The 24591-nt window shown below is 59.7% G+C and carries 22 protein-coding genes; 6 read left to right on the forward strand and 16 right to left on the reverse strand.

Annotated features, from left to right (window positions below; translation table 11 throughout):
* Positions 1-104 precede the first annotated feature (104 nt).
* The 12 genes from acs to dksA all read right to left on the reverse strand — a co-directional run bounded on the left by acs (position 105) and on the right by dksA (position 15553).
* Positions 105-2042: an acetate--CoA ligase gene (acs, locus tag AC1RQB_RS24980; protein ID WP_063342506.1), complete on the reverse strand. Its 1938-nt coding sequence runs from the start codon at positions 2040-2042 to the stop codon at positions 105-107.
* 186 nt (positions 2043-2228) lie between these two features.
* Complete coding sequence (pgi, locus tag AC1RQB_RS24985) at positions 2229-3893, reverse strand: glucose-6-phosphate isomerase (protein WP_008068496.1); 1665 nt, start codon at positions 3891-3893, stop codon at positions 2229-2231.
* 231 nt (positions 3894-4124) lie between these two features.
* The gene (panD, locus tag AC1RQB_RS24990; RefSeq protein WP_003228271.1) at positions 4125-4505 is read right to left on the reverse strand and encodes an aspartate 1-decarboxylase; all 381 of its coding nucleotides are present in this window, start codon (positions 4503-4505) and stop codon (positions 4125-4127) included.
* 195 nt (positions 4506-4700) lie between these two features.
* Positions 4701-5561, reverse strand: a complete 861-nt coding sequence (gene panC, locus AC1RQB_RS24995; protein ID WP_063342507.1) for a pantoate--beta-alanine ligase — start codon at positions 5559-5561, stop codon at positions 4701-4703.
* The gene (gene panB, locus AC1RQB_RS25000; protein WP_008068507.1) at positions 5558-6358 is read right to left on the reverse strand and encodes a 3-methyl-2-oxobutanoate hydroxymethyltransferase; all 801 of its coding nucleotides are present in this window, start codon (positions 6356-6358) and stop codon (positions 5558-5560) included. The genes panC and panB overlap by 4 nt, the downstream gene beginning before the upstream one ends.
* A gap of 371 nt (positions 6359-6729) precedes the next feature.
* Positions 6730-7215: a 2-amino-4-hydroxy-6-hydroxymethyldihydropteridine diphosphokinase gene (gene folK, locus AC1RQB_RS25005; RefSeq protein WP_063342508.1), complete on the reverse strand. Its 486-nt coding sequence runs from the start codon at positions 7213-7215 to the stop codon at positions 6730-6732.
* Positions 7216-7218: 3 nt separating this feature from the next.
* Entirely contained in the window at positions 7219-8619 is a 1401-nt protein-coding gene (locus tag AC1RQB_RS25010) for a polynucleotide adenylyltransferase PcnB (RefSeq protein ID WP_008068509.1), read from the reverse strand.
* A gap of 738 nt (positions 8620-9357) precedes the next feature.
* Positions 9358-10794: a sigma-54-dependent transcriptional regulator gene (locus tag AC1RQB_RS25015; RefSeq protein ID WP_008068513.1), complete on the reverse strand. Its 1437-nt coding sequence runs from the start codon at positions 10792-10794 to the stop codon at positions 9358-9360.
* A 22-nt stretch (positions 10795-10816) separates the two neighbouring features.
* On the reverse strand, positions 10817-13771 hold the full coding sequence (locus tag AC1RQB_RS25020) for a sensor histidine kinase (RefSeq protein ID WP_198537205.1): 2955 nt from the start codon (positions 13769-13771) through the stop codon (positions 10817-10819).
* On the reverse strand, positions 13755-13931 hold the full coding sequence (locus tag AC1RQB_RS25025; RefSeq protein ID WP_003176118.1) for a hypothetical protein: 177 nt from the start codon (positions 13929-13931) through the stop codon (positions 13755-13757). Before AC1RQB_RS25025 ends, AC1RQB_RS25020 begins: the two co-directional genes overlap by 17 nt.
* Before the next feature lie 77 nt (positions 13932-14008).
* Positions 14009-14905: a tRNA glutamyl-Q(34) synthetase GluQRS gene (gluQRS, locus tag AC1RQB_RS25030; RefSeq protein WP_063342510.1), complete on the reverse strand. Its 897-nt coding sequence runs from the start codon at positions 14903-14905 to the stop codon at positions 14009-14011.
* 207 nt (positions 14906-15112) lie between these two features.
* Positions 15113-15553: an RNA polymerase-binding protein DksA gene (dksA, locus tag AC1RQB_RS25035; RefSeq protein WP_007902025.1), complete on the reverse strand. Its 441-nt coding sequence runs from the start codon at positions 15551-15553 to the stop codon at positions 15113-15115.
* Positions 15554-15887: 334 nt separating this feature from the next.
* Between dksA and AC1RQB_RS25040 the strand changes: the two genes are divergently transcribed.
* Both AC1RQB_RS25040 and sfsA read left to right on the forward strand, forming a co-directional pair.
* Positions 15888-17060, forward strand: a complete 1173-nt coding sequence (locus AC1RQB_RS25040; protein WP_007902028.1) for a pyridoxal phosphate-dependent aminotransferase — start codon at positions 15888-15890, stop codon at positions 17058-17060.
* A complete protein-coding gene (gene sfsA / locus AC1RQB_RS25045) occupies positions 17060-17773 on the forward strand; it encodes a DNA/RNA nuclease SfsA (RefSeq protein WP_008068517.1) in 714 nt (237 codons plus the stop codon). Before AC1RQB_RS25040 ends, sfsA begins: the two co-directional genes overlap by 1 nt.
* On the opposite strand, the gene AC1RQB_RS25050 is transcribed toward sfsA, so the two are convergent.
* Entirely contained in the window at positions 17770-18087 is a 318-nt protein-coding gene (locus tag AC1RQB_RS25050) for a Rieske (2Fe-2S) protein (protein ID WP_063342511.1), read from the reverse strand. The two genes, sfsA and AC1RQB_RS25050, sit on opposite strands and share 4 nt — an antisense overlap.
* Positions 18088-18250: 163 nt before the next feature.
* Between AC1RQB_RS25050 and AC1RQB_RS25055 the strand changes: the two genes are divergently transcribed.
* From AC1RQB_RS25055 to AC1RQB_RS25070, 4 genes are read left to right on the forward strand one after another with little or no spacing between them, the layout of a single operon-like run.
* On the forward strand, positions 18251-19123 hold the full coding sequence (locus tag AC1RQB_RS25055) for a heme/hemin ABC transporter substrate-binding protein (protein WP_063342512.1): 873 nt from the start codon (positions 18251-18253) through the stop codon (positions 19121-19123).
* A 50-nt stretch (positions 19124-19173) separates the two neighbouring features.
* Positions 19174-20157: a FecCD family ABC transporter permease gene (locus AC1RQB_RS25060; protein WP_198537234.1), complete on the forward strand. Its 984-nt coding sequence runs from the start codon at positions 19174-19176 to the stop codon at positions 20155-20157.
* Positions 20157-20924, forward strand: a complete 768-nt coding sequence (locus tag AC1RQB_RS25065; RefSeq protein WP_063342514.1) for a heme ABC transporter ATP-binding protein — start codon at positions 20157-20159, stop codon at positions 20922-20924. The genes AC1RQB_RS25060 and AC1RQB_RS25065 overlap by 1 nt, the downstream gene beginning before the upstream one ends.
* A gap of 21 nt (positions 20925-20945) precedes the next feature.
* On the forward strand, positions 20946-21812 hold the full coding sequence (locus AC1RQB_RS25070) for a ChaN family lipoprotein (RefSeq protein ID WP_063342515.1): 867 nt from the start codon (positions 20946-20948) through the stop codon (positions 21810-21812).
* A 268-nt stretch (positions 21813-22080) separates the two neighbouring features.
* Here the strand turns inward: AC1RQB_RS25070 and AC1RQB_RS25075 are convergent, their stop codons facing one another.
* The 3 genes from AC1RQB_RS25075 to AC1RQB_RS25085 all read right to left on the reverse strand — a co-directional run bounded on the left by AC1RQB_RS25075 (position 22081) and on the right by AC1RQB_RS25085 (position 24578).
* Positions 22081-22353, reverse strand: a complete 273-nt coding sequence (locus AC1RQB_RS25075) for a TfoX/Sxy family protein (RefSeq protein WP_007902045.1) — start codon at positions 22351-22353, stop codon at positions 22081-22083.
* A gap of 232 nt (positions 22354-22585) precedes the next feature.
* Positions 22586-22930 carry a pentapeptide repeat-containing protein gene (locus tag AC1RQB_RS25080; protein ID WP_063342516.1) on the reverse strand — a complete coding sequence of 115 codons (345 nt, stop codon included), beginning with the start codon at positions 22928-22930 and terminating at the stop codon, positions 22586-22588.
* Positions 22931-23021: 91 nt separating this feature from the next.
* Positions 23022-24578, reverse strand: coding sequence for a bifunctional aminoglycoside phosphotransferase/ATP-binding protein (locus AC1RQB_RS25085; protein WP_063342517.1), 1557 nt, complete (start codon positions 24576-24578; stop codon positions 23022-23024).
* Between the last annotated feature and the right edge of the window lie 13 nt (positions 24579-24591).

Below are 24591 nucleotides of genomic sequence, written 5' to 3' on the forward strand. Positions count from 1 at the left end.
AATGATCTCCGATGAGCCCCCGGTGAAAGCTTAGTGGGCGATCACAGGGGGCAGCGGGGGTAGCCATTTCATTAGGGATGTGATGGCCGATGCACAACATGGGCTCATTGGTTCAGGCGTTGATCGATCAGCCCTTGCACCACGCTCGGGTCGGCGAGGGTCGAGGTGTCACCCAGGCTGTCCAGTTCGTTGCAGGCGATCTTGCGCAGAATTCGCCGCATGATCTTGCCCGAGCGGGTTTTGGGTAGGGCCGGAGCCCACTGGATCAAGTCCGGTTTGGCGAAGTTGCCGATTTCCTTGCTGACATGCGCCAGTAATTGTTTCTTCAATTCGTCGTTGGGTTCGGTGCCATTCATGGGCGTGACAAAGGCATAGATGCCCTGGCCTTTGACGTCATGGGGGTAACCGACCACGGCGGCCTCGGCGATGCTGTCGTGCAGCACCAGCGCGCTTTCCACTTCGGCCGTGCCGATGCGATGCCCGGAGACGTTGATCACGTCGTCGATGCGGCCGGTGATCCAGTAATCGCCGTCCTCGTCGCGACGTGCGCCGTCGCCGGTGAAGTAATAGCCGGGGTAGGGCTTGAAGTAGGTTTCGATCATCCGTTTCGGGTCGCCGTAGACGCTGCGGATCTGCGCCGGCCAGCTGGACTTGATGGCCAGTATGCCGCTGCCGGCGCCTTTGATTTCCTTGCCGTGTTCGTCGAGCAATACCGGTTGCACGCCGAACATCGGTTGCGTGGCGCAACCGGGTTTGACCCGTTGGGTGCTGACCAGCGGGCTAATCATGATGCCGCCGGTTTCGGTCTGCCACCAGGTATCGACAATCGTGCAGCGCTGCTCGCCGACTGTATTGAAATACCACTCCCAGGCTTCCGGATTGATCGGCTCGCCGACGGTGCCGAGCAATCGCAGGCTCTCGCGGGACGTTTCCTTCAACGGCTCGGGACCTTCACGCATCAGTGCACGCAGGGCAGTCGGGGCGGTGTAGAAGATGTTCACATGGTGCTTGTCGATCACCTGCCAGAAGCGCGAGGTGCTGGGGTAGCTCGGCACGCCTTCGAAGATCAGCGTGGTCGCCCCGTTGGCCAGTGGCCCGTAGACAATGTAGCTATGGCCGGTGACCCAGCCGACATCGGCGGTGCACCAGAAGATTTCACCGTCGCGATAGTCGAACACGTACTTGAAGGTCATGGCCGCTTGCAGCAAGTAGCCGCCAGTGGTGTGCATTACGCCTTTGGGTTTGCCGGTGCTGCCGGAGGTATAGAGGATGAACAGCGGGTCTTCGGCGTCCATCGGCTCTGGCGGGCAGTCGTCGCTGACGTCGCGCAAAGCCTGGTGGTACCAGATGTCCCGATCCTCGACCCAGTTAACCTGGCCTTGGGTGCGTTCGACCACGATCACGGTGTTCACGTTGGGGCAGCTTTGCAGCGCGGTGTCGACGTTCTGTTTGAGCGGCACGAATTTACCGCCGCGCACGCCTTCGTCGGCAGTGATCACGGTGCGGCAATCGGCGTCGAGGATCCGGTCACGCAACGAGTCCGGGGAGAAGCCGCCGAACACCACCGAATGGATCGCACCGATTCGAGCGCAGGCGAGCATGGCGTAGGCGGCTTCGGGGATCATCGGCATGTAGATGCACACGCGGTCACCTTTCTTCACACCACGGCTTTTGAGCACGTTGGCCAGTCGACAGACGTTGTGATGGAGTTTTTTGTAGGTGATCTGGGCGGATTCGGCGGGATCATCGCCTTCCCAGATAATCGCGATTTGATCGCCACGTTTTTCCAGGTGACGGTCGATGCAGTTGTAACTGACGTTTATCTGTCCACCAGCGAACCAGCTCGCTTCACCGGTTTTCAGGTCGTAACGCTGGACGGTTTGCCACGGCGCGCTCCAGTCGAGAAAGCGTGTGGCCTGTTCTGCCCAGAAGGTGCTGGGGTGCTCGATGGATTGGCGGTACAGGCGTTGGTAGTCGTCTTGACTTAACTGTGCAGCCCGGCGGACGGCATCGGCTTTGGGGAACGTGCTGATATCGAACATGACGGTTCCTTATTCTTGTTACGACAAGTAATAAAGATGCGCCGAGTGGGGGAAGGGTTCAATACCGAAAGCAGACACAACCTGTAGGAGCAGAGCTTGCTCGCGAAGCAGACGCCTCGGTGCATCAAGTACACAGAGTCATCGTTCTTCGCGAGCAAGCTTCGCTCCTACAGAACGGGTGTCAAATCACCCGCGGTGACGACCGCGGAAGTAGTTGATCAGGCCTTGGGTGGAGGCATCGTCAGCCGGGGTTTCTTCGCTGCCGACCAGGCGGTTGTAGACGCCTTTGCCCAGCTCCTTGCCCAGTTCCACGCCCCACTGGTCGAAGGCGTTGATGCCCCAGACCACGCTTTGCACGAAGACTTTGTGTTCGTACATCGCCACCAGTGCGCCGAGACGACGCGGGCTGATACGTTCGACCACCAGGGTGTTGCTCGGACGGTTGCCCGGGATCACCTTGTGCGGCGCGACTTTTTGTACTTCCTCTTCGCTCAAGCCCTTGTCGCGCAGTTCGGCTTCGGCCTCGCCCAAGGTCTTGCCCAGCATCAGCGCCTGGCTTTGCGACAGGCAGTTGGCGTACAGCCACTGGTGGTGGTCGGACACCGGGTTGAAGCTGACGATTGGCACGATAAAGTCGGCCGGAATCAGTTGGGTACCTTGGTGCAGCAACTGGTGATAAGCGTGCTGACCGTTGCAACCGACGCCGCCCCAGATCACCGGGCCGGTATCGGTGGACACTGGCGTGCCGTCCTGGCGTACGCTCTTGCCGTTGGATTCCATGTCCAGCTGTTGCAAGTGTTTGGTGATGTTGCGCAGGTAGTGGTCGTACGGCAGGATTGCGTGGCTTTGCGCGCCCCAAAAGTTGCCGTACCAGACGCCGAGCAACGCCAGCAGTACCGGCATGTTCTGTTCGAATGGCGCGCTCTGGAAGTGCTGGTCCATGGTGTAGGCACCGGACAGCAGCTCTTTGAAGTTCGACATGCCGATGGCCAATGCAATCGGCAAACCGATAGCCGACCACAGCGAGTAACGCCCGCCAACCCAGTCCCACATCGGGAAGATGTTTTCTTCGCGAATACCGAACGCTACCGCTGCCGCGTTGTTGCTGGATACGGCGATGAAGTGACGGTACAGCTCGGCTTCCGAACCTCCCTGAGCCAGGTACCAGGCGCGTGCGGCCTGGGCGTTTTTCAGGGTTTCGAGGGTATTGAAGGATTTCGACGAGACAATGAACAGTGTGGTCTCGGCGCGCAGCTTCATGGTCAGTTCGTGGAATTCACTGCCATCGATGTTCGCCAGGTAATGGCAGCGCACGCCTTTCTGGGCGTAGGACAGCAGCGCTTCGGACACCAGCTCAGGGCCCAGGAACGAGCCACCGATGCCGATGTTGACCACGTCAGTAATCGGCTTCTCGGTGTAACCGCGCCACAAACCGTCGTGGATACGGCCCACGAGGTCGGTGATCTGGTTCAACACCTTGTGTACATCGGGCATCACGTTGACGCCGTTGACCGACAGCTTGTCGCCCACCGGGCGGCGCAGTGCGGTGTGCAGGGCGGGGCGGCCTTCGGAAGAGTTGACGATTTCGCCATTGAACAGCGCTTTGATCGCGCCCTGGAGATCGACTTCGTTGGCCAGGCCCACCAGCAGGTTGCGGGTCTCGGCGTTGATCAGGTTTTTCGAGTAGTCGAGAAACAGGCCGCAGCTGCTGAGGGTGAATTGAGTAAAACGCTGCGGATCGGCATTAAAGGCTTCGCGCATGCTGAAATCCTGCATGGCTTGGCGGTGGTCATTCAGCGCTTGCCAGGCGGGCAGAGCGGTAACGTCGTGAGGGGTGCGGTAATACGCCATCGCTGCGGTTTTCCTTTTTACTTGAACGGCCTTTTGAACACGATAAATCCCGGAACGCTGTGGTTGGGCGTCCGGTCAACTGCGTCGACACGATTTCATGGCGCAGGGCGAATACAGTAAACCTCGCGCTGCAATCTGTCTTGACTTTGTCTGACCTGCTCCCGGTACTTTTTTAACATTTAAACAGGGAGCGGTCCGACAAACGGAAGGCTGACAGAGGGAGGGGCTCGATCAGGCGACCTGAACCGGAATGGCATTGCTGGTGTGGCTCAACTCGTTACCCGGTGCCATGTAGAGCATGCGCGGCTTGAAGTTGAGCAGTTCGGCTTCGCTGTAGTGGGCGTAAGCGCAGATGATCACGCGGTCGCCGACCTTGGCCTTGTGCGCCGCGGCACCGTTGACCGAAATCATGCGCGAACCTTCTTCGCCACGAATCGCGTAGGTGGTGAAGCGTTCGCCGTTGTCGACGTTGTAGATCTGGATCTGTTCGTACTCACGGATGCCGGACAGATCCAGCCATTCACCGTCGATGGCGCAAGAGCCTTCGTAATCGAGCACAGCGTGGGTAACTTCGGCGCGATGCAACTTGGCCTTGAGCATGATGGCGTGCATGAGTGTTTCCCCAGGTCGGAATCGAACGGCGGGCAGTTTGCCCGAAGGCATGAAGGGCGGCAATACGATGTGGAAATTGGCGCAGGACCAATGTGGGAGCGGGCTTGCCCGCGATGGCGTACTAACAGTCAACATCTCTGTCGACTGCCAAATCGCTATCGCGGGCAAGCCCGCTCCCACAGGGTTTTGTAGTGTTTATGCGGGGGCGTCAAGGTTCAGATGCAGGTTGTCGATCAACCGCGTCGTGCCCAGGAACGCCGCCACCAGAATCACCAGATCCCGATCTTCCGCCGTCGCCGGACGCAAGGTCAGCGCATGGCGAATTTCCAGATAATCCGCACGCAGACCGGCGGCTTCGAGTTGCTTGATCTGCTCGTTGATCAACGTCGGGTAATCCCGCTCTCCCTGTTTAATTGCATCGGCAATATGGGTCAGGGTGCGATAGACCACCGGCGCGATGGCCCGTTGTTCTTCGTTGAGGAAACCATTGCGCGACGACAGCGCCAGACCGTCGGCCGCACGTACGGTAGGCTCACCGATAATCTGGATCGGCATGTTCAAGTCATGCACCAGGGCGCGAATCACCGCCAGTTGCTGGAAGTCTTTCTGGCCGAAGATCGCCAGGTCCGGCTGGACCATGTTGAATAGCTTGCTGACTACGGTCGCCACCCCTTCGAAATGCCCCGGACGGCTGGCGCCGCACAGGCCCTCGGACAGTTGCGGAACACTGACGCGGGTCTGACCGGCCATGCCATCGGGGTACATTTCTTCGACGGTTGGTGCGAACAGCAGATGGCAACCGGCCTGGAGCAGTTTCTCCTGATCGGCGGCCAGGGTCCGCGGGTACTTGTCGAGGTCTTCGCCGGCACCAAATTGCAGCGGATTGACGAAAATGCTCGCGACCACGAAATCCACCCGTTGGATGGCTTTGGTAATCAGCGCGATATGCCCGCTGTGCAGGTTGCCCATGGTCGGCACGAAGCCGATACGTTTGCCTTCGCTACGGGCGCGGGCCACGGCGGCCCGCAGTTCGCGTACGGTTTTTACGGTGTTCATGCAGAGAATCCGTGTTCGATGCCAGGGAAAGTCGCCGCTTTGACTTCAGTGACGTAAGCGCTCAAGGCTGCTTGGACGCTGGTTTGGCCAGTCATGAAATTCTTCACGAATTTCGGCACGCGGCCAGTAATGGACAAGCCCAGCATGTCGTGCAGGACCAGCACCTGGCCGTCGGTACCACTGCCGGCGCCGATGCCGATCACCGGGATCTTCACCGCCTGGGAGATCTCTTCGGCCAGTTCGCTGGGCACGCATTCGAGCAGCAGCATGGCCGCACCAGCCTGTTCCAGGGAAATCGCGTCGGCACGCATTTGCCGCGCCTGGTTCTCGTTGCGGCCCTGGACTTTATAGCCGCCGAGGATGTTGACCGATTGCGGCGTCAGCCCCATGTGCGCGCACACCGGGATGCCACGTTCGGCCAGCAGACGGATCGAGTCCGCGAGCCACAATGCTCCTTCAACCTTGACCATGTGTGCACCGGCCTGCATCAACAGGGCGCTGTTGGTCATGGTTTGTTCGAGGGTGGCGTAGGCCATGAAGGGCAGGTCGGCGAGGATCAGGGCATCGGTGTTGCCGCGTTTGACGGCTGCCACGTGGTAGGCCATTTCGGCGGTGGTCACCGGCAGGGTGCTGTCGTGACCTTGCAAGACCATGCCGAGTGAGTCGCCCACCAGCAGCACTTCAACCCCGGCCTCATTGCAGGCATGGGCGAAGGTCGCGTCATAGCAGGTCAGCATGGTGATCTTTTCACCTTTCTGCTTGAGGCTCTGGAGCGTGGTCAGGGTGATGGCTGGCATGAAAAAATCCTCATTACAGGCGCTATGGAAACTACTGCGAGTAACGCGCGTGATTCGTCATTTATACAGGCGCACCTTCTTTCGTGGTGCTTGTAAGGCCTGGATTGCGCCCTTTGGCGCCGCGTTGGCGGCAGCGGGACGCCTATAGTCGTGAGGAGAACCCGGGAAGTCAATTGCGTGTGTTACCGCATTGTTACGCGTGGGGTGTTACCGGCGTAACTGATGCGATTCAGCAGGTTGGCAGGGATGATTTGCAGATTTTTTGTCCGACAAATAACCAATGTGGGAGCGGGCTTGCTCGCGAATGCGGCGTGTCAGGCGACCTAAATTACTTGACCAGTTCAAGCCCGCTCCCACAAGGGGGATTTTTGTCAATTAGGGGGGAGGCGTTCCAACCCGACGAACGGGCAGGCAGCGAGTAATTCTGCGAGGGGGCGGCCGTCGGCCAGGAGCAGATCAGCTGGTGCCAGCTCGGCCAACGGATAGAGCACAAAGGCCCGTTCCTGCAGGTGATAGTGGGGAACTTTGAGGCGAGGTTCGTCGATCAATCGATCGCCGAACAGCACGATGTCCAGATCCAGCGTGCGTGGGCCCCAGCGTTCAAGGCGTTCACGGCCCTGGCCGTTCTCGATGGCTTGCAGCGCATCCAGCAGGTCCAGCGGCGCGAGGCTGCTGTCGAGCGCGGCGACCGCGTTGGTGTAACGCGGTTGGCCGGGCAGCAGCGAGTCGCTTTGATAAAACCCGGAAACCCCGACCAGTTCGGTTTGCGGCAATTGCGCCAGCGCTGCGACAGCGCTGCGCAACTGTTCGGCGGGGTCAGCCAGATTGCTGCCCATGCCGATGTAGATGCGTTCCATGGCTTACTCGCCTGTAGCGCTCGGTGCGCCGGCAGCGCGCTTGCGCTTGGCACCGCCGCTACGGCGACGTTTGCGCGGAGCACCGGTACCGTCGTCCTTGCCGCTGAGGTCGCGGATCATGTCCCGGCGTTCGCTGTCGTTGGCGTCCTGATAGTCGGTCCACCATTCGCCCAGGCCATCGGTCTGTTCACCGGCGCTTTCACGCAGCAGCAGGAAGTCGTAACCGGCACGGAACCGCGGATTGTCCAGTAACAGGTCGGCGCGTTTGCCGCTACGCCGTGGCAAGCGCTCCTGCATGTCCCAGATCTCGCGGATCGGCATGGTGAAGCGTTTCGGAATAGCAATGCGCTGGCACTGCTCGGCGATCAATTCGTGAGCGGCTTCCTGCATCGCCGGAATCGGCGGCATGCCGCGTTCTTGCAGGCGCAACACACGGGCCGGCAGGGCAGGCCAGAGCAGGGCGGCAAACAGGAATGCCGGGGTGACCGGTTTGTTCTGCTTGATTCGCAGGTCCGTGTTGATCAGCGCTTCACTGATCAGCGTGTGCGTGTAGGTCGGGTTGTACTCCAACGCGGCCGCACTGGCCGGGAACAGCGGATCGAACAACTGCAGGTCGACCAGCATTTCGAAGGTGTCCGCGGCATAACCGGAGAGGAACAACTTGAGCACTTCTTCGAACAGACGAGCCGACGGAATCTCGCGCAGCAACGGCGCCAGTTCGCGGATCGGCGTGGCGCTGTGTTTTTCGATGCCGAAATTCAGCTTGGCGGCGAAACGCACGGCCCGCAGCATCCGCACCGGGTCTTCCTGGTAGCGTTGCTTCGGATCGCCGATCAGGCGGATCAGGTGATTGCGGATGTCGTGTACGCCGTTGGCATAGTCGAGAATGCGCTCGCTGACCGGATCGTAATACAAGGCGTTGATGGTGAAGTCGCGACGTTGCGCGTCTTCTTCCAGGGTGCCATAGACGTTGTCGCGCAAAATGCGCCCGCTTTCATTACGAGACGACTGGTTGCTGTCTTCGTCTTCGTCGTTTTGCGGGTGATTGGCGCGGAAGGTCGCGACTTCAATGATTTCGCGGCCAAAGTGGATATGCACCAGTTTGAAGCGCCGACCGATGATCCGCGCGTTGCGGAATTCGGCGCGTACCTGTTCAGGCGTGGCGCTGGTGGCAACGTCGAAATCTTTCGGCGTGATGCCGAGCAGCATGTCACGCACACAGCCGCCGACTAGGTAAGCCTGGTAACCGGCGTTCTGCAGGCGTTCGACGATATTCACCGCGTAACGGCTGAACTGTGCCTTTTGCAGCGAATGTTGGCCGCTGTTGAGCACTTCAGGCGTACTGCGAATGTGTTGCGTATGACGCTTGGGAGAACGGAATGACTGGAACAACTTCTTCAGCATGGGATGCACTGTTTGAAGGAATGTTCGGCCATAACGAAGAATGACCGCATGATGGGCGGGGATTCTAGCATTTAGTCGGGGGATGGTGTAGGACACAGCAGATATGAGCTGCAAGCCACAAGCTACAAGAGAAAAGCGAAGCGCAGGCGAGGGAGGTTTTTCAAATCGCAGAAACCACAAGGGGAGCCGAAGCTCCCCAAGAAGTAGTTGCATGCTCTATTTTTATTATTGGTTTCGGGCTTCTTGTTTTTGTTGAGCGCCCTCGCCATGAAGTTTTCCTTCATGACCCTCCCAATCGGGAGCCAAGAGCAAACGGATTGCTTTGGTCGCTGTGTTGCTGTGATCGTTCGATCCAACCAGTTCAGGCACTGTCTTGAGACAGTTTTTTATTATTCTCGGCCTGGTCGTGGGGCAAGCCCCAAATGCAACGCCTCTCCAAAAGAATCAGTTAGCTACGCCTCTCGCCGTCTTGTTTTTATTGTGCGTGAGTCGATTCGTCTTATTTTTATTGTCTTGTACAGTGCTTGTTATTGTTCTTGTACTGAACATATAGCAGGGTGCGTGCCAACTTTTGTGAAGCCTAGTAAAACAAGGGGTTAGGCGGGCTGATGGTGTTGTTAGAGGCCAAAAAAAACCGGGGCTTCGTTACCGTAAGCCCCGGCTTCTGTTACGCGAAAAAGCTGAGGTAACAGTTTTTTCACAATGTCATGTGTTACCCGCACATACGACAGGTGCGGTTCAGCTCTCGCTGGCCACCCCGGTCTTGCGCCGCGGAATGCCCAGGCGCTGACGGCGTTCCCACAGGCATTTGCGGCTGACCCCGAGTTTGCGGGCCAGTTCGGTTTCGGTCATGTGGTCTTGATGCTCGAGAACGAAATGCTGGAAGTAGTCTTCCAGGGACAAATCTTCGGTCGGTTCGTGGCTGGTGTTACCGGCGCCGTTGCCCTGCTGTGGCGCCAGGCCGATGAAGTCGTCGTCATCCAGATCGCTCAGTTCGATGTCGATGCCCAGCAGCTCGGCGGAAATCTCCGGGCTTTCGCACAGGATCACCGCACGTTCGACCGCGTTTTCCAATTCGCGAACGTTACCTGGCCAGGAGTAGTGCCGAATCGCTTGTTCGGCATCCAGGGCGAATTTCAGATCGGTACGGCCGACCCGTGCGCTCTGCCGCGCGAGGAACGCAGTGGCAATTTCATTGACGTCCGCGCCGCGTTCGCGCAAGGCCGGCAGTTTCAGGGCGATTACGTGGAGGCGGTAATACAAGTCTTCACGGAACTGCCCAATCTTCGCCAGGCTCTTGAGGTCCCGGTGCGTCGCGGCAATCAGGCGTACGTCGACCTTCTGCGACTGCACCGAACCTACCCGGCGGATTTCTCCTTCCTGCAACACACGCAGCAGGCGGGCCTGGGCTTCCAGTGGCAGTTCGCCGATTTCATCGAGGAACAAGGTGCCGCCGTCCGCCGCTTCCACCAACCCGGCACGCCCGGCACTGGCGCCGGTAAACGCGCCTTTTTCGTGGCCGAACAGTTCGGACTCGATCAGGCTTTCTGGAATGGCCGCACAGTTCACCGAAATCATCGGCGCCTTGGCGCGTTTGGACAGGTTGTGCAGGGCGCGTGCTACCAGTTCTTTACCGGTACCGGACTCGCCCTGGATCAGGACATTGGAATCGGTCGGTGCGACTTTGCGGATCTTGCTGTACAGGTCCTGCATCGGCGGGCAGGAGCCGATAATGCCGATTTCGCCGTTGCTGTTGTCGACACCATTTTTCGCGGCACCATTGCTCGTTTTGCCGACGACCGGTTCACCGCTGGCTTGCGCCGATTGCCGGTCACGCAGGATTCGCGCGACGGCCTGGAGCATTTCGTCGTGATCGAAAGGCTTGGCGATGTAATCCACCGCGCCCATCTTCATGGAGTCGACGGCCGAACGCAGGCTGGCATAACTGGTCATGATCAGCACCGGAGTGCCCTGGCCAAGTTTGATCAACTCAGTACCGGGGGCGCCCGGCAGACGCAGGTCGCTGACGATCAGGTCAAATGTGGGGATGCTGAAACGCTCTTGTGCTTCCTGCACGGATCCGGCTTCGCTGACCTGGTACTGGTTACGTTCCAGCAGACGGCGCAAGGCGGAGCGGATAATTGTTTCGTCTTCGACGATCAAAATGTGCGGCATTGATTCGATACTCTCGACGGTCTCAGTTCACAGCGGACGTCGCTTCGACATGACGTGGCAAAGTTACCCGGATACGGGTGCCGCGTTGGCTTTGAACATCAGCCGGGCTGTCGATGGTGATTTGTCCATAATGCTCTTCAACGATGGAATAGACCAGTGCAAGGCCCAGACCGGTGCCTTCGCCAGGATCCTTGGTGGTGAAGAAAGGTTCGAACAGTCGGTCCATGATGCTCGAGGGAATACCACTGCCTTCGTCTTCGACGATCAGATCGACCGTGTGTTCGCCGGCTTCGCTTTTGACTCGCACCGCACTGCCCGGAGGCGAGGCGTCGCGGGCATTTGAGAGCAGGTTGATCAATACCTGGGCGAGCCGCTGCGGGTCGCCTTCGACCCAATGGTCGGGATCGCACAGGTTGTAGAACTGTACTTCGAAATTGCGCCGGTTCAAGGCCAGCAGGCCGATGGCATCCTGGGCCACTTCCGCCAGACAGACGGGCTCGTCACTGTGCTGATAACTGCCGGCATGGGCGAAGCTCATCAGCGACTGAACGATGCGTGACACGCGTTTGGTCTGCTCGAGGATCTGCCCACTGATTTCCGTGAGTTCGGTGTCGTCCTCACGCTCTTCGCGCAAGTTCTGCGCGAGACAGGCAATGCCGGTGATCGGGTTGCCGATTTCATGGGCCACGCCGGCCGCCAGTCGACCAATGCTGGCCAGGCGCTCGGAGTGCACCAGTTTGTCTTCGAGCATCTGGGTTTCGGTCAAATCTTCCACCAGCAGCACCAGGCCGCTGTTACCCGGCGCCAGCGGTTCATCGATCGCCGCTTTGTGCAGGTTCAGCCAGCGCGTCTGACCGTCGAGGGCCAGGTGCTGTTTGTGCAAATGCTCGTCCGGCAGGTTGATGAAGCCCTGCAGGAGCTCTTTCCAAGGATCGGCAATGGTGCTCAGGCGCGACCCGACCACACGCTGCGCGGCAATCCCGGTCAGTTCCTCCATGGCTTTGTTCCACATGAGGATTTCCTGATCCTTGGCCAGCGAGCACACGCCCATCGGCAATTCCTGCAAGGTCTGGCGGTGGTAGCGGCGCAGGGCATCGAGTTCGGCGGCAAGGCCGGTGAGGCGCGAGTGGTAGTCCTCAAGGCGGCTTTCGATGAAGTGGATGTCTTCGGTGACGTAGTTTTCGCCACCGGCCTTGTAGGGCAGGAAGGTTTCGACCATGTCCTGCGCCACGCTTGGCCCCATCAGGCCGGAAAGGTTGGCTTCGATACGATCACGCAGACGGCGCAAGGCGTATGGCCGGCGTTCATCGAATGGCAGATAGAGGTCTCGCAGCGCCTGTTCGACTTCTTTCTGCGCAGCCTTGGCGCCCAATGGTTTTGCAAGCTGCGTGGCGAATTCCTGGGGCGAGGCCGCGTGCAGTTCACGGCGTTGTGGGCGGCGAACGTTGTCCACCGCGCAGGCTTCGGCGGCGCTGGCTTCTTCGGGGCTGGCGTTGGTGAACAACGAGATCAGTGTGAACATCAGCACGTTGGCGGCCAGCGAGGCGATTGCCGCCATGTGCCAGCTGGTGTCGTCCAGCACGTAAATCATGTTCAGCAGTGGAATGTAGAAACCCTGCAGATTGCCGACCAGCGGCAGCAGCATGGTCACCAGCCACACCAGAATCCCCGCCAGCAGACCTGCGATGAAGCCGCGGCGATTGGCGGTCGGCCAGTACAGCACCGACAACACCCCCGGCAGGAACTGCAACGTGGCGACGAAGGCGACGATGCCGAGGTTGGCCAGGTCCTGCTCGGCACCCAGCATCAGGTAGAAACCGTAACCGGCCATGATGATCGCGACGATCAGCGCCCGGCGGGTCCATTTCAGCCAACGGTAGATATTGCCTTCGGCCGGCGGCTGATAGAGCGGCAGCACCAGATGGTTCAGCGCCATCCCGGACAGCGCCAGCGTGGTGACGATGATCAGGCCGCTGGCCGCCGACAATCCGCCGACATAGGCCAATAGCGCCAGGGCTTTGCTGTTGGCGGCGATGCCGATGCCCAGGGTGAAGTATTCCGGATTGGTCGTGGCGCCGAGTTTCAGGCCGGCCCAGAGAATCAGCGGCACCGCGAGGCTCATCAACAGCAGAAACAGCGGTAAACCCCAGCTCGCACTGACCAGCGAGCGCGGGTTGAGGTTTTCGGTAAAGGTCATGTGGTACATGTGCGGCATCACAATCGCCGAGGCGAAGAACACCAGCAGCAGCGTGCGCCACGGGCCTTCCTGCAATGGCGTGTGCAGGGCGGCGAGGGCGGTCTGGTTTTGCAGCAACCACAGTTCCAGCTGCTGCGGCCCATCGAACACGCCATACAGCGCATACAGGCCGACGCCGCCAATCGCGATCAGTTTGATCACCGACTCGAAGGCAATCGCAAACACCAGCCCTTCATGTTTCTCGCGGGTAGCGATGTGGCGTGAGCCGAAGAAAATCGTGAACAGCGTAATCAGTGCGCAGAAGCTCAGGGCCACGCGATGCTGCACCGGCTCGCGGGTGAGGATGCTGATGGAGTCGGCCACTGCCTGAATCTGCAGTGCCAGCAACGGCAGCACGCCGATCAGCATGAAAATTGTCGTCAGTGCGCCGGCCCAGGTGCTGCGGAAACGAAACGCAAACAAGTCGGCCAGGGACGAGAGTTGATAAGTGCGGGTAATTTTCAGGATCGGGTACAAAAGCACCGGTGCCAGCAGAAAGGCCCCGGAAACCCCGAGGTAGCTGGACAGAAAACCGTACCCGTACTGATAAGCCAGGCCCACCGTGCCGTAAAACGCCCAGGCACTGGCATAGACGCCCAGCGACAGGGTGTACGTCAGCGGGTGGCGAATGATCGCCCGGGGGATCATCCCCCGTTCGCTGATCCAGGCCACGCCGAACAGCACCGCCAGGTAGGCGGCGCTGATCAGGATCATCTGGGTCAGGCTAAAGCTCATCGGCATCTTTTTGGCTCTGCAGGATGAAGGTCACGACAATCAGAATCAGCCAGAGCAAATAAGGGCGATACCAGGCGCCCGTGGCGTCGATCCACCAATCCATGATGGCCGGGGAGAACAGATAAATCCCCACTACCAGGAGCAGGACCAAGCGATAGATGTACATCCCGGCCTCTCTTTTTTATGCGCGTGCCCGAAAACGTGCGGCGATGGTAACGGATGGGCGCGCCACTGCAAGTGGCATCACTGCAGTTGCGCTTCGGGCAACGTCAGTGTGCGCGGGATCAGCAATGCATCCCAGTGGGCAATTCCCCAGCTCAGCACTTGCCGTGGCGTGGCGTCATTCAGTTCGGTCGCAGGCTTGTGCCCCAGCGCCCGTAATGCGCGCAGTAACAGTGGCGTGGCCTGATCTTCGGTCAACGGCGGCGATCGATAGGATTTGCCGAGTTTGTGGCCGTCCGGCTGGGTAATCAGCGGGATGTGCAGGTAGCGCGGTTGCGGCAGGCCCAGCAGTTCTTGCAGATAAAGCTGGCGCGGCGTGGAATCCAGCAAATCGGCGCCGCGCACGATATCGGTGATGCCTTGCCAGGCGTCGTCCAGCACCACTGCCAATTGATAGGCGTAGAGCCCATCGCGGCGGCGGATCACGAAATCACCCACCTCCCGCCCCAGGTGTTGACGGAATTCGCCCTGCACCCGGTCGATGAAATGGTATTCCAGTTCCGGTACACGCAGGCGGATCGCCGCGTTCTCGGTGCCGTGCCCCGCGTTGCGGCAGAACCCGGGATAGATGCCGTGATACGGCTCCAATTGCTTGCGCGAACAGGTGCAAGCGTAGGCCAGGCCCTGATTGAACAGGCGATTGATGACTTCGTCATAGGCAGCGTGTCGCTCGCTCTGTCGGACCATGTCGCCATCCCACTCGAACCCGTAGCTTTCCAGGGCCTTGAGAATCGCCGCCTGAGCGCCGGGTTCTTCGCGCGGCGGATCGAGATCTTCCATGCGCACCAACCAGCGGCCACCGACCGAACGGGCGTCGAGGTACGAGGCCAGCGCTGCGACCAGCGAACCGAAATGTAAGTGGCCACTGGGTGTAGGGGCGAAACGCCCAATGTAGGCGGGGGAGGCGATGGCGGTCATAAGGTCGATATTACGTTGTCCGGGCGTGCACCAGCCACCTGCGGGAGCGGGCTTGCTCGCGAAGGGGCCATCAGCTTCAACATTAATGTTGCCTGACACACTGCTTTCGCGAGCAAGCCCGCTCCCACAGGTTTGCTGCCAGGGCAAATGTCAGAAACAAAAAAACGGAGCGTTCGCACGCTCCGTTCTTCGTTCAAGTCGCCAAGATTACTTGCCGACTTGCTTTTCCTTGATTTCCGCCAGGGTCTTGCAGTCAACGCACATGTCGGCGGTAGGGCGGGCTTCCAGTCGCTTGACGCCGATTTCGACGCCGCAGGACTCGCACCAGCCGTATTCTTCGTCTTCGATCAATTGCAGGGTTTTGTCGATTTTCTTGATCAGCTTGCGCTCGCGGTCGCGGGCGCGCAATTCGAGGCTGAATTCCTCTTCCTGGCTGGCACGGTCTGCCGGGTCAGGAAAGTTGGCCGCTTCGTCTTTCATGTGATCAACAGTACGGTCGACTTCCTGCATCAAGTCCTGTTTCCACTTGTTCAGGATCTTGGTGAAGTGAGCGCGCATGGGCTTGCCCATGTACTCTTCGCCCTTCACTTCTTTGTAGGGTTCGAAGCCGCTGATCGACTGATTTTGCTGCTTTGCTTGGGTGGGCATGAAATGGACCGCCTCTACTCTTGTAATCCATTGCGCAGGATTGCTCCATCACCGACACCTGCCGGCCCTGCGGCTGCAAGCGGGCGAACTTACCAGATCAAATCGGACCGCGCTACTCCCGGATGTCGAGCCCGCGGCCCGTGGGCCTTGCAAAAGATTGCAAAGCCTTGCCTGGTGGCTCTGGAGACCTGATCAATTATTGATTTTAGTCAAACCTGGAGCATACGCTTGAACCGTTTGAGACCAGCGTTATATGGGCTCTGACCGCTTTAGGTTCTCGCTCGTTCCTGCGCTTGGGTAGAATCGGTTCTTTTCCCCGTTGTAAGGAAGGCTAATGGCTCTGTCCTACAGTGCGCGCAGTCGCGCTATCGAACCGTTTCACGTCATGGCCCTGCTGGCGCGGGCCAACGAGCTGCAAGCGGCCGGCCACGACGTGATTCACCTGGAAATCGGCGAGCCGGACTTCACCACCGCCGAGCCGATCATCCAGGCCGGCCAGGCCGCGCTGACGGCGGGGAAGACTCGTTACACCGCCGCTCGCGGCATTCCTGAGCTGCGTGAAGCCATTTCGGGTTTTTATCAGCAACGTTACGGGCTGAACATCGATCCGCAACGAATTCTCATCACGCCCGGCGGTTCAGGCGCATTGCTGTTGGCCAGCGCCTTGCTGGTGGATCCAGGTAAACACTGGCTGCTGGCAGACCCGGGTTACCCGTGCAACCGGCATTTCCTGCGGTTGGTGGAAGGCGCGGCGCAACTGGTGCCGGTCGGCCCGGACGTGCGTTATCAGCTGACCCCGGACTTGGTTGCGCGTCACTGGGATCACGACAGCGTCGGCGCGCTGGTAGCGTCGCCGGCCAACCCGACCGGGACCATCCTGACCCGCGACGAGTTGGCCGGGCTGTCTGCAGCGATCAAGGCCCGCCACGGCCATTTGGTGGTCGACGAGATCTACCATGGCCTGACTTACGGCACGGAGGCGGCCAGCGTGCTGGAAGTCGATGACAGCGCCTTCGTCCTCAATAGTTTTTCCAAGTATTTCGGCATGACCGGCTGGCGTCTCGGTTGGCTGGTAGCACCAGAAGCGGCGGTTGGTGAGCTGGAGAAGCTCGCCCAAAACCTCTACATCAGTGCGCCGAGCATGGCCCAGCACGCCGCATTGGCTTGCTTCGAACCCGCCACTATTCAAATTTTCGAGGAGCGCCGCGCCGAGTTCGGACGACGTCGCGATTTCCTGTTGCCAGCCCTGCGTGAATTGGGCTTCGGTATTGCCGTAGAGCCGGAAGGTGCGTTCTATTTGTACGCTGATATCAGCAAGTTCGGCGGCGATGCCTTCGCGTTTTGCCGACATTTTCTCGAAACCGAGCACGTCGCGATTACGCCGGGCCTGGACTTCGGTCGTTATCAGGCCGGGCATCATGTGCGGTTTGCCTACACCCAGAGTCTTCCACGCTTGCAAGAAGCGGTCGAACGGATCGCTCGCGGTTTGAAGAGCTGGCAAGGCTGATGCGCTTTCATCCTCCCCTCGAAGAAGGTCGCTTGATTCGTCGCTACAAACGTTTTCTCGCTGATATCGAAACCGTTAGCGGCGAGTTGCTGACCATCCACTGTCCCAATACGGGTTCGATGCTCAATTGCCAAGTCGAAGGTGGGCAGGTCTGGTTCAGCCGTTCCAACGACCCCAAGCGTAAATTGCCCGGCACTTGGGAAGTCGGGGAAACCCCGCAAGGGCGGTTGTTCTGCGTAAACACCGGGCGCGCCAACGGTTTGATCGAGGAGGCGTTGCGGGCCAATGTCATCACCGAGCTGAACGGCTTTACCGAACTGAAGCGCGAAGTGGCCTACGGTCAGGAGAGCAGCCGCATCGATTTCCGTCTCGACTACCCGAGCGGGCCAGCTTATGTGGAAGTCAAAAGCGTGACCCTGGGCTTCGATGGTTCGTTGGTGGCGGCATTTCCAGACGCAGTGACCCAGCGCGGGGCCAAGCATTTGCGAGAGTTGGCGCATTTGGCCCGGGACGGGATTCGTGCCGTGCAGTTGTATTGCGTGAACCTGACCGGTATCGACTCCGTGCGTCCTGCTGAAGAAATCGATTCGGCCTACGCCGCGGCGTTACGCGAAGCGGTGGCGTGCGGGGTCGAAGTGCTGGCGTATGGCGTGCACCTGACCCACGAAGAGATGGTGGTCGATCGACGGCTGGAAGTGCTGTTAAACGGTTAGAGCGTGACCCAGATCCCTTGCTCGTCTTCGTGGCAGGGGATGGTGGTCAGGGATTGCCCGGCGCATGGGCCGGCGACGCATTCGCCGTCTTCGATCAGAAACAGTGCACCGTGGGTGGCGCACTGGATCAGGCTGTTGCTGGGGTCGAGAAATTGATCGGGCTTCCATTCCAATCCGACGCCCCGGTGCGGGCAGCGATTTTCATACACATACACCCGGCCGCCCCGGCGCACGGCCAGGAGCTTCTGACCGTCGACGTCGAAACCGCGACTGCTGGCGTCAGCCAATTCGGCGCCTGTGCAAAGAAGCTTCATGTCTATCCTCAAGTCCCGCAGCTCGTGACCAGATATGTCCGAGCTTGACGTTCAAATGCAAACAATTATCAAATGGCCGCTCACCCACGGGGCGCTTGCCGGATGCCGAGGATACTTGGCTTGTCATCTCGATGCCCGGGAAACCCTTTAAAGGAAGCTGTTTATGCGCCTGAGTACCCGCGTTGCTGCGCTCTGTGCCGGACTGCTCGTCAGTCACCAGGCCTGGGCAACCGAGTTACCGCAACGCTGGGTCAGTGCTGGTGGTGCCTTGTCGGAGTGGGTTAGCGCACTGGGCGGTGAGTCGAAACTGGTGGGGGTCGATACCACCAGTCAGCATCCCGAATCGTTGAAGACGCTGCCGAGCATCGGCTATCAACGGCAACTCTCGGCAGAAGGCATCCTGAGTCTGCGCCCGCAGATCCTGGTGGGCACCGAAGAAATGGGGCCGCCACCGGTGCTTTCACAGATTCGCAGCGCGGGCGTTCAGGTCGAACTGTTCTCGGCCCAGCCAGATTTGCCGACGTTGCAGGGCAACTTGCAGCATTTGGGCAAATTGTTGGGGGCTGAAAATCGAGCTTCGCAAGTGTTTCTGACGTATCAACAGCAACTCGATCAGCAACAAGCGCGGGTCAGTCAGGCGCAACTCAAACACAAAGCACCGGGCGTATTGCTGCTGTTGGGGCACGCGGGTGGCAAACCGTTGATTGCCGGTAAAGACACCGCCGCCGATTGGTTGCTGCGACAGGCCGGTGGCCACAATCTGGCAACTCATACGGGCTACAAACCGTTTTCCGTAGAATCCCTGGCCAGTCTCAATCCCGAAGTGCTGGTATTTGCCGATCGTGCGCTGACGGGCGATGCGGCGCGCGCGGCGCTGTTCAAGGAGAATCCGATCCTCTCGTCCACCCGCGCGGCCAAGGACGGGCGAGTCATGGAGCTGGACCCGACGTTGTTGGTGGGGGGGCTGGGGCCACGGTTGCCGGAAAGCCTGATCAGGCTGTCTGATGAGTTCTATCCCGGTACGACCGGCCAATGACTTTTCTGGTTAAACCCCGTGCGCTATTCATTGGTCTGAGCCTGCTGTGTTTGCTGGCGATCTGGTTGTCTTTGGCGCTGGGGCCGGTGAGTTTGCCGTTGTTCGATACCTTGCGCGCGTCGTTGCGGTTGATTGGTTTGCCAATCGCCCCCGACGGGTTGGAGCAGGCCGAGTTGATCCTGGGGCAGATTCGCTTGCCGCGAACCTTGCTGGGATTGGCGGTGGGTGGCGTACTGGCGCTGTCCGGCGTGGCGATGCAGGGACTATTTCGCAATCCGTTGGCCGATCCGGGGTTGGTGGGGGTCTCCAGTGGCGCGGCATTGGGCGCAGCCATTGCGATTGTCGGTGGATCGGTGTTCGGCGGTCTGCCTGAGTCCTTCGGGCCTTACCTGTTATCGCTGTGCGCGTTTCTCGGTGGGCTGGGTGTAACGGCGCTGGTCTATCGACTGGGGCGGCGCAATGGCCAGACCAACGTCGCCACCATGCTGCTGGCCGGTATTGCATTGACTGCTCTGGCCGGTTCGGCGGTAGGGTTATTCACCTATCTGGCGGATGATGCGACCCTGCGCACCCTGACATTCTGGAACCTGGGCAGCCTTAACGGCGCCAGTTATTCGCGACTTTGGCCGTTGTTGTTAGTGAGCACCGGTGTGGCGCTGTGGCTGCCGCGTCGGGCCAAGGCCTTGAATGCATTGTTGCTGGGGGAGTCGGAGGCCGGTCACCTGGGCATCGATGTCGAAGGGCTCAAGCGCGAGTTGGTGTTCTGCACGGCGCTGGGTGTCGGTGCGGCGGTCGCGGCAGCGGGGATGATCGGGTTTGTCGGTCTGGTGGTGCCGCATCTGGTGCGTCTGTTGGCTGGCCCCGATCATCGGGTACTGTTGCCGGCGTCGGTATTGGCGGGCGCCAGCCTCTTGTTGTTTGCCGATCTGGTGGCGCGGCTGGCCCTGGCACCGGCCGAATTGCCTATCGGGATCGTCACGGCCTTCATCGGCGCACCGTTCTTTCTGTATCTACTGCTCAGAGGGCGTGCCTGATGTTGCGAGCGCAGAACCTGCAAATCCGGCGCGGTCGAAAGATTGTTCTCACCGACATCACCCTTGAACTCAAGCCGGGCGAAGTCCTCGGCGTGCTGGGCCCCAACGGTGCCGGTAAAAGCACATTGCTCGGCGCCCTCTGCGGCGAATTGCAGGCGGATCACGGCAGTGTCTGGCTCGATGAGCGCGAGCTGAATCATTGGGCCGGGGCGCAGCGAGCCCAGCGTTTGGCGGTGTTGCCGCAGGTGTCGACCCTGGACTTTGCCTTTCGCGTCGAAGAAGTGGTCGGCATGGGGCGTTTGCCTTATCAAAGCGGCCGGGTCAGGGATGGCGAAATCGTCGCCGCCGCGCTGCACGCGGCCGATGCGCGGCACCTGAGTGGACGCAGTTATCTGGCGCTGTCTGGCGGTGAACGTCAGCGGGTGCACCTGGCGCGGGTGCTGGCGCAGCTGTGGCCGGGGGAGGCGGGGCAAACGTTGTTGCTTGACGAACCGACGTCGATGCTCGACCCGCTGCACCAACACACCACTCTGCAAGCGGTGCGCGAGTTCGCCAATCGTGGTGCCGCGGTGCTGGTGATCCTGCATGATCTGAACCTGGCGGCACGCTATTGTGATCGACTATTACTGCTCGAAGGTGGGCGTCCCGTGGCGCTGGATACACCGGAGCAGGTGCTGCGCCCGGAACCGCTCAAGGCCGTGTTCGGGCTGGAAGTACTGGTGCAACCGCACCCGGAGCGTGGGCATCCGCTGATCATCGCCCGCTGAGCATTTCATCGAGGTGAGAACATGCGTGTGATGGTGATCCTGGCTGTGCTGTTTCTGAGTGCCTGTCAGCATGTGCCGGTGGTATCGCCACCCGTCAGCGGCGAGATCCGGGACCTGCGTAGCGGGCAAACACTGACCGCGCAGGAACTGCTTGCACGGTTGGCCAAGCCTTCGCGGTTGATCGTCGGCGAGCAGCATGACAATCGTGATCACCATCAACTGCAATTGTGGTTATTACAGACGCTGAATGAGCAGCGACCCCAAGGCAGTCTACTGCTGGAAATGCTCACGCCGGATCAACAAGGGCGCGTCGATCACGTTAAGCACTCTTCACCGCTACCCGCTGACTTGCCCAATGCGTTGGCCTGGCAACCGGGTTGGGACTGGAATCTGTATGGGGCGATCGTTGGTTTTGCCCTGGCTCAGCCGTACCCGTTGCTGGCGGCCAATCTGGATACGCTTGAAGTCCGTAATGTCTACGCCAAACCCCCGGCATTGAGCGGTTCGCTCTCTAACGCGCCGGTGGTCAAGGATGAGTTGCTGGCACAAATCAGCGATTCCCACTGCGGCTTGCTGCCCACATCGCAAATGTCCGCGATGCTTGCCGTCCAGCAGCAACGTGACCGGCGGATGGCCGGGCGATTACTGACCGCACCGACGCCTTCTCTGCTGTTTGCTGGCGCGTACCACGCACGCAAGGATGTCGGGGTGCCGATCCATGTTCAGGACTTGGGTGAGTCTGAAGCGCCGATGGTATTGATGCTGGCGGAGCGGGGCGCAGAGGTCACGCCGGCCATGGCCGATTACGTTTGGTATACGCCCGCCACGCCACCGCAGGATTACTGCGCGCAAATGCGTAAACAGTTCGGCAAGCAGTCAGGGCAGTAAAACCTGGCGAGTTTTCCACAGGCAAAAAAAGACCCGGCAAGAGCCGGGTCAAATAACCGTGATTAGCCTGATGAGGAGATAATCTGAGAGTCCGAACCAAGGGCTTTTCAGAATATCGACCAGTCTCGCGACCAGTTGTGATAATCATAGCGATTCTCATTACCAAGTCAACCGCTGATTTTCAATTTCTGTGGATCTCACCAGTTCCCTTGGTGAAGGCCTTGTAATCATTGCTCTTCAGGCTGTGTGCGTAAGCGTAATTTCCCGTTCAAATCTTGTGGCGTGACGAGATAGCGTCCAGCTGTTTGTTCAAAGCTTCCTTGCGTTCGGCGGGAATGTCGTTCCAGTGAACATCCATCAGTGCGCCTTCGATCGCATACAACAACACCTTGGAAGCCCGAAAACCGCGCGTGCGCACGGCCCGATAAGCATCCACAGCTCCCAGCCGACGCAAGTCCGATGCACTGTGGATGCCCACGGCATGCAGCCATTGCGCCGACGTCTTGCCAAGATTCTTCAGGTGTTGCAGTTCATCATTCATCAAGCCTCCTTGCGACAGCCGAACGGTGCGTGGGCGAGCCTCTCAGCAGTGTAGCCATCAGTAGGAAAAGCGTGATTGTTTGGTCGGTTTCGACGCAAAAGCTTCTAAGACGCGGGCTCTAGAAGTGGCGGGAAAAGGCTGCGAGTACGGTCGGAAGGTGTGAGTTTCGGGGGGGTAAAAAAGTACAAGTCCAGCGCAAGGCAGGGGCGCCGGACTTGGTAGAGCCTCGCTTTTAGCGAGTGCGATAACGCAGTCGCGTACCGAAATTCATCGACATCAGAATCTCATCGGCGCTCAGCTCTGGCGGGAAGTAGGCGCCGGAGATCTGTGCGTGGGCTAGGCTCGCCCCTTCCAGGGAAGCGTTGCGAAAGTCGATGCCGCGCAAGTCGGCAGAGCGGAAATAGGCATCGGTGAAGTCGACGCCGTCGGCGTTCAGTTCACGCAGATCGAGGCCACGGAAATCGCCACCGACCATGTCGATAGGTCCGCCCGATGGGCGTTCGTTGTTAAAGCCTGTGATGTCGTCTTTGTGCAGAAAGGCATAAAGCGGGGTGTCGAGAAGTTTCGGCTGGCTCATGTTGCATCACCTGATGGTTTTATGGCGCCAGTATAGTGCCACTATTTGACAGCCGTGAAGCCGGTGAGGGCTTCACGGTTGAAATAGTTTCTTACAGGCCTGGCAGACGTTGGCGGATCTGCGCGACGACGGTATCGAGCGTGCCACTTTCATTGGTCTGGACGCGTTTGCTGCAGAGAATTTCTGCCGGCGTCAGGGCCTCGCGGTTGGCTTGCTGGGCGGCGATAACGGCCAGGTTGGCGTCGGACGGATCCTTACTGTCTGCCTGACGTTGCTTCAGCCAGCTCTCGATCACCGCTTGCGGTGCGTCGCAGTCGAGGATCAGGAATGGCGCACCCGTGGCTTCGGCGATTTTTGCCGCGCCGTCGCGTTGGTCGCGCTTGAGGTAGGTGGCATCGACCACCACCGGGAAGCCAGCATGCAAAATCACACCGGCGATTTCATGCAGGCGGCTGTAGGTGGCGGCGCTGGCTTCGGCGCTATAAATACCGGCCTGCAGGTCGTTCGGTACGGCTTGCTCGCCGAACATACGCTTGCGCTCGACATCGGAACGCAAGCGGATGGCGCCCAGCGCTTCCACCAGGCGCATGGCCACGTGACTCTTGCCGACGGCGGAAACGCCGTGGGTGATCGCCAGGAAGCGCGAAGGAATGGTGCTGTAGCTTTCCGCCAGGTTGGCGTAGTTGCGGTACTGACGCAGCGTGGTAGCGCGCTGCACCGGATCGGCCTCGGCCGGCATGCTGAACAGGCTGACCTTGGCGCGAACCAGTGCGCGGTAGGCTTTATAGAAGTTCAGCAGCTCCAGGCCCTGATAGTCGCCAGTCAGTTCCAGGTATTGGCTGATGAAACGGCGCGCCAGGCTTTTCAGGCCGCGGTCCTCCAGGTCCATGGCCAGGAAGCCGGTGTCGGCGTAAACGTCGGTGAAGCGGAACGGTTCGTTGAATTCGATGCAGTCGAAGATCACCACTTTGCCGTCGATCACGGTGGCGTTGCCCAAATGAATGTCACCGTGGCATTCACGAATGAAACCGTCGGCCTTACGCTGGGCGAATAGTGGCTTGAGGCGTTCGAAGCTGCTTTCGGCCCAGGCTTGCAGCGCCTCGAGTTGCAGCAGATCGGCCTTGTCGCTGAGGAACGGGCGGATCTGTTCGAAGTTCTGCCGCACCGGCGCCATCACGCTGTCCGGTGTGCCGGCTTCGTGTTCGGCAGGCACTTTTGGCGCGATGAGGTGGAATTGAGCGATCTGCGCCGCCATCTCGTCGATGTGCGTGGTGGTCAATTCGCCGTTGGCTTGCAAGGTGCTGAGCAATTGGCTTTGTGGAAACTGACGCATTTTCAGGGCGTAATCGACGACCGGACCTTCACCGCCCAGTTGTGGTGCCTCGGCGCTGCCAGTGATCGGCAACACTTCCAGATACAAGTCATGGGTCAGGCGCTGGTTCAGGCGCAGCTCTTCAGCGCAGAAATGCTCGCGAGCCTCAAGGCTGGTGAAGTCGAGGAAGCCGAAATTCACTGGCTTCTTCACTTTATAAGCGTAGGGGCCGGTGAGCAGCACCCACGAAATATGGGTTTCGATGACCTGAAACCCTTCTACGGGATGCGGGTAGAGGGCCGGGTTTTGCAGGGCAGCGATCAGGGACTGGCTCACAGGCGATCCTTCA

This window comes from Pseudomonas sp. GW822-FHT02E03 (assembly GCF_058802325.1).

Excerpts from the sequence above, each read along its gene's own strand:
- acs (WP_063342506.1), bottom strand. The coding sequence starts at position 2,042 with ATGTTCGATATCAGCACGTTCCCCAAAGCCGATGCCGTCCGCCGGGCT.
- pgi (WP_008068496.1), bottom strand. The coding sequence starts at position 3,893 with ATGGCGTATTACCGCACCCCTCACGACGTTACCGCTCTGCCCGCCTGG.
- panD (WP_003228271.1), bottom strand. The coding sequence starts at position 4,505 with ATGCACGCCATCATGCTCAAGGCCAAGTTGCATCGCGCCGAAGTTACC.
- panC (WP_063342507.1), bottom strand. The coding sequence starts at position 5,561 with ATGAACACCGTAAAAACCGTACGCGAACTGCGGGCCGCCGTGGCCCGC.
- panB (WP_008068507.1), bottom strand. The coding sequence starts at position 6,358 with ATGCCAGCCATCACCCTGACCACGCTCCAGAGCCTCAAGCAGAAAGGT.
- folK (WP_063342508.1), bottom strand. The coding sequence starts at position 7,215 with ATGGAACGCATCTACATCGGCATGGGCAGCAATCTGGCTGACCCCGCC.
- AC1RQB_RS25010 (WP_008068509.1), bottom strand. The coding sequence starts at position 8,619 with ATGCTGAAGAAGTTGTTCCAGTCATTCCGTTCTCCCAAGCGTCATACG.
- AC1RQB_RS25015 (WP_008068513.1), bottom strand. The coding sequence starts at position 10,794 with ATGCCGCACATTTTGATCGTCGAAGACGAAACAATTATCCGCTCCGCC.
- AC1RQB_RS25020 (WP_198537205.1), bottom strand. The coding sequence starts at position 13,771 with ATGCCGATGAGCTTTAGCCTGACCCAGATGATCCTGATCAGCGCCGCC.
- AC1RQB_RS25025 (WP_003176118.1), bottom strand. The coding sequence starts at position 13,931 with ATGTACATCTATCGCTTGGTCCTGCTCCTGGTAGTGGGGATTTATCTG.
- gluQRS (WP_063342510.1), bottom strand. The coding sequence starts at position 14,905 with ATGACCGCCATCGCCTCCCCCGCCTACATTGGGCGTTTCGCCCCTACA.
- dksA (WP_007902025.1), bottom strand. The coding sequence starts at position 15,553 with ATGCCCACCCAAGCAAAGCAGCAAAATCAGTCGATCAGCGGCTTCGAA.
- AC1RQB_RS25040 (WP_007902028.1), top strand. The coding sequence starts at position 15,888 with ATGGCTCTGTCCTACAGTGCGCGCAGTCGCGCTATCGAACCGTTTCAC.
- sfsA (WP_008068517.1), top strand. The coding sequence starts at position 17,060 with ATGCGCTTTCATCCTCCCCTCGAAGAAGGTCGCTTGATTCGTCGCTAC.
- AC1RQB_RS25050 (WP_063342511.1), bottom strand. The coding sequence starts at position 18,087 with ATGAAGCTTCTTTGCACAGGCGCCGAATTGGCTGACGCCAGCAGTCGC.
- AC1RQB_RS25055 (WP_063342512.1), top strand. The coding sequence starts at position 18,251 with ATGCGCCTGAGTACCCGCGTTGCTGCGCTCTGTGCCGGACTGCTCGTC.
- AC1RQB_RS25065 (WP_063342514.1), top strand. The coding sequence starts at position 20,157 with ATGTTGCGAGCGCAGAACCTGCAAATCCGGCGCGGTCGAAAGATTGTT.
- AC1RQB_RS25070 (WP_063342515.1), top strand. The coding sequence starts at position 20,946 with ATGCGTGTGATGGTGATCCTGGCTGTGCTGTTTCTGAGTGCCTGTCAG.
- AC1RQB_RS25075 (WP_007902045.1), bottom strand. The coding sequence starts at position 22,353 with ATGAATGATGAACTGCAACACCTGAAGAATCTTGGCAAGACGTCGGCG.
- AC1RQB_RS25080 (WP_063342516.1), bottom strand. The coding sequence starts at position 22,930 with ATGAGCCAGCCGAAACTTCTCGACACCCCGCTTTATGCCTTTCTGCAC.